Here is a 3257-nt window from a genome sequence, read left to right on the forward strand (position 1 = left end):
CTATTGGATCGGCATAAAAAGACAAAGCCACATTCCATGCATCCGATTTAAAAACCGACGCCACTGCGAGGGCAACCAATATCGGCGCTGTAAATTTCACTGCATCTACCCGAACCAACAACGCCAGTGTAAAAACAGCATAGAAAAACATTTCAAACAGCAACGTCCAACCGACGGCCAACAGTGGTTTTGTTTCGTTATCCACATTGATCGCTGGCACAAAGAAATAGGACTTCACTATGTACAACCAATCAACTTGCGCGTGCAATACCAGACCGGCAGCCGCCAGCAAGGTGAATAGCTTAACCGAAGTAGCAAACCAGTAAAGCGGAACAATCCTGACAATTCTGCGTATAGCAAAAAGCTTCCAAGTACCGCTCGCATTGTGCATTTTCTCAGCAGCTATCATCATCACAAAGCCGCTAATAACAAAAAATAGAGGTACTCCATTAGCACCAAGGTTGTAACTAATAGTCCCTGGATCCAGCCTCTCCTTTGAGTAAAACGCAGAGTGGCAGACAACGACAGCCAACGCAGCAATGAATCGCAATACCTGAATTAACTCAAACTTACCCGCCGTCGTGCTTCCGGCATGCTTTTTTGCTGCCAACATATTCCACCTCCAAGTATTTATTAATGGCCAAAATGCTGCAGGCCCAAGAAAAGCTTGGCCGAAACGAACAGAATGAACTCGGGCACTCTTCTTGTCGCCACCCGATATCCGACAATTTTTAACACAAGGAACGAGCAAATGATTTCGTTATTTTTCGTCCACATAAAACAATATATAAAAGGACAGAAACATGTTAAAAAATCATATATTTTTTAGCCCCCTTCCATTAGAGCCGAAGTATTACTCCTTCTCGGGAGACCAATACACCGTAAGCACTGACCCTAAGGCCCCAACATATGATTTTTATACTGGCCGCCCTCGGCACACTGGCAATGATTTTATCATTTCGCAGGAGCGTACTGCTTATCCCTGTATGGACGGTGCTGACGCCCAAAGCTCTGCTCCTAATTGATATACCTTCACTGCCTGCCTTCAGTCTTTACAAATATCTTTGCCTTGTAATGATAGGTATGTATCTGACGAAGAATTTATTCAAAAAAAGACAACACACCCCAAAAAAGCCTTTCAGCCGTGCGTTCTATCTAATCTTTATCTCCTCAGCAACTTCAGCCATATTAAATATAAGCTCTAGCAACTCTGGCTTGCTGACACTAACAAGCTTGATCATTGAAGTATTCATGCCAGTGACTATTTACTGTGAATACCTAGGCAGACAAACCCCCGAAAAGCTCAACACACTTATGAGCAAATACATAATATGCTACTGCGCCCTGGCAGCATACGGAACCATCTGCTACTTAATAAACTATAACCCATATATTGAACTCATTAACTCTACCACTCATACAGGCCGCATCATTGCCCAAACCTACGCGGAAACATTACGCGGTATCCGGGCACAGGGGACAATTTCGCACCCCATCACTTATGGCGCACTTATTGTCATGATGCTGCTCACTTACTATACAATTAAGCTCAAAAAACCGAAGCTCAATCTCAAAGACTATCTAAAAATCGGCTTGGCCACGACGATAATTATTGGAGGTGCGCTATTCACAAACTCCAGAACCCCTCTTATTCTATTCGCAATTCCACTTATAATATTTGCACTTAGCCAAAGCGCAGTAAAATCCTTTAAATATACGCTAACCTTCTCCTTGATTTTTATTACACTTTTTTCCACCTCCGAACTTTTTAGAGAAAAAGTACTATCCGTTGCAAACATATTTGATTCTAACGTCGGCGAAGACATGAATGGCTCCGATTTAGCTATGCGTGGCGCGCAATTTGCTGCTTCCGCTCGTCATTTCTTTAGTTCTCCGCTTGTCGGAGGCGGCCTTGATGCGACTCGCAACATTGTATCTTCAGGCCTCGACCCGGACCTTTTCAATACTGAAAGTATCGTATTTCGCTTGATGATTGACCAGGGTTCTCTTGGCCTAATTAGTTATACTGCATTCTTTTTTTTACTTTATACCAAGGTCGCTCGAACCATCCGGCAGCAGCCTGCCCGGCGCATGTATCTGGGAATGGTAATTGGCTACATTACATTTACGATATCCACCGGCCTCATCGACACATTACAGAATACCCTATTCATGATTTGCGCCCTGTATTATGTATTTAAATTTGAAGCCAATTTAAATCGCTCTATCACACAAAGACCTTCCCCCCAGGACAACTATCCCGAAACGATGCTACCACCAAACCACGCTATAGCTTCTTAACAGGCTTCCCAACATGACAGTTATCGCAGCGTTACTACTGCTATACACACTATCAATAGCATTACTAAATAAGCTATTCAGCTATTCCACACTGCTAACTCAACAAACCTTAGATCGTTCCTCACCACTAGATGCGCTTCGAGGGATCCTTGCAACATCAGTAGTGTGCCACCACTTCATTACCACATACTATTGGAAGACAACTGGAGTTTGGTCGCGCCCTGATAGCGACCTATTAAACAACCTAGGCACGGTCCCGGTTTCATTATTCTTCATGATCACCGGATTTCTTTTTCTAGGAAAAATTTATGAGTCCACCCCCAACTGGGCAAAACTGCTCAGTTCACGCGTACGTCGCATCATGCCGCTTTATTTATTTGTACTCGCGGCACTTATTCTTACCACCCTTATCAACACAAACTTCAAACTGGTTCACCTCGACGCATTAGCAAAAGAGACACTAAAGTGGCTAATCTTCTTCGGAGCATCATTTAATGGGTTCCAGGACAGCATCCGAATGACTGCTGGAGCTCATTGGACCTTAGGCTACGAGTGGATCTTCTATTTAACACTTCCGCTCATCGCTATCTTATTCCGGAAAAATGTCTCGGGAGCCTACCTATTACTGTCATTATTCACCCTAGCACTAGTGGCATTAGGGCTTCATAACAACCTTATTAAACCTAGCCTTTTCCAACTATTTTTTTTCGGATTCATTCCAGTCCTAATTAAAAACCACCTTCCCCACGCAGTCCCCTTATTACAAGGAAAAGGCGCGGCATTTATTGCCACAATATTAATTGCGACAGCACTCTTTCAACATAAAGAATACTCAACACTCCAGATGCTATTTCTCGCAGCCCCATTCGCTATTATCAGCCTTGGAAATGACATATTTGGCTTACTGAAAAAACATGGCCTTAAATCGCTCGGAGAAGTAAGCTATAGCATTTACC

Annotated in this window: 3 protein-coding genes; 2 read left to right on the forward strand and 1 reads right to left on the reverse strand. The window is 43.4% G+C overall.

The genetic code is table 11. The features are described from left to right. Positions 1 to 613, reverse strand: a 613-nt coding sequence (locus AC1DLB_RS25860; protein WP_477785898.1) for an acyltransferase family protein, incomplete at its 3' end; no start/stop codon positions are given. Positions 614 to 909: 296 nt separating this feature from the next. On the opposite strand from AC1DLB_RS25860, the gene AC1DLB_RS25865 reads away from it, so the two are divergent. Beyond that, the gene (locus AC1DLB_RS25865) at positions 910 to 2301 is read left to right on the forward strand and encodes a hypothetical protein (protein WP_477744328.1); all 1392 of its coding nucleotides are present in this window, start codon (positions 910 to 912) and stop codon (positions 2299 to 2301) included. Positions 2302 to 2314: 13 nt separating this feature from the next. After that, the coding region (locus AC1DLB_RS25870) for an acyltransferase family protein (protein WP_477785899.1) at positions 2315 to 3257 on the forward strand (943 nt) is incomplete at its 3' end.

Source organism: Pseudomonas sp. 05N434 (assembly GCF_056396965.1).

Excerpts from the sequence above, each read along its gene's own strand:
- AC1DLB_RS25865 (WP_477744328.1), top strand. The coding sequence starts at position 910 with ATGATTTTTATACTGGCCGCCCTCGGCACACTGGCAATGATTTTATCA.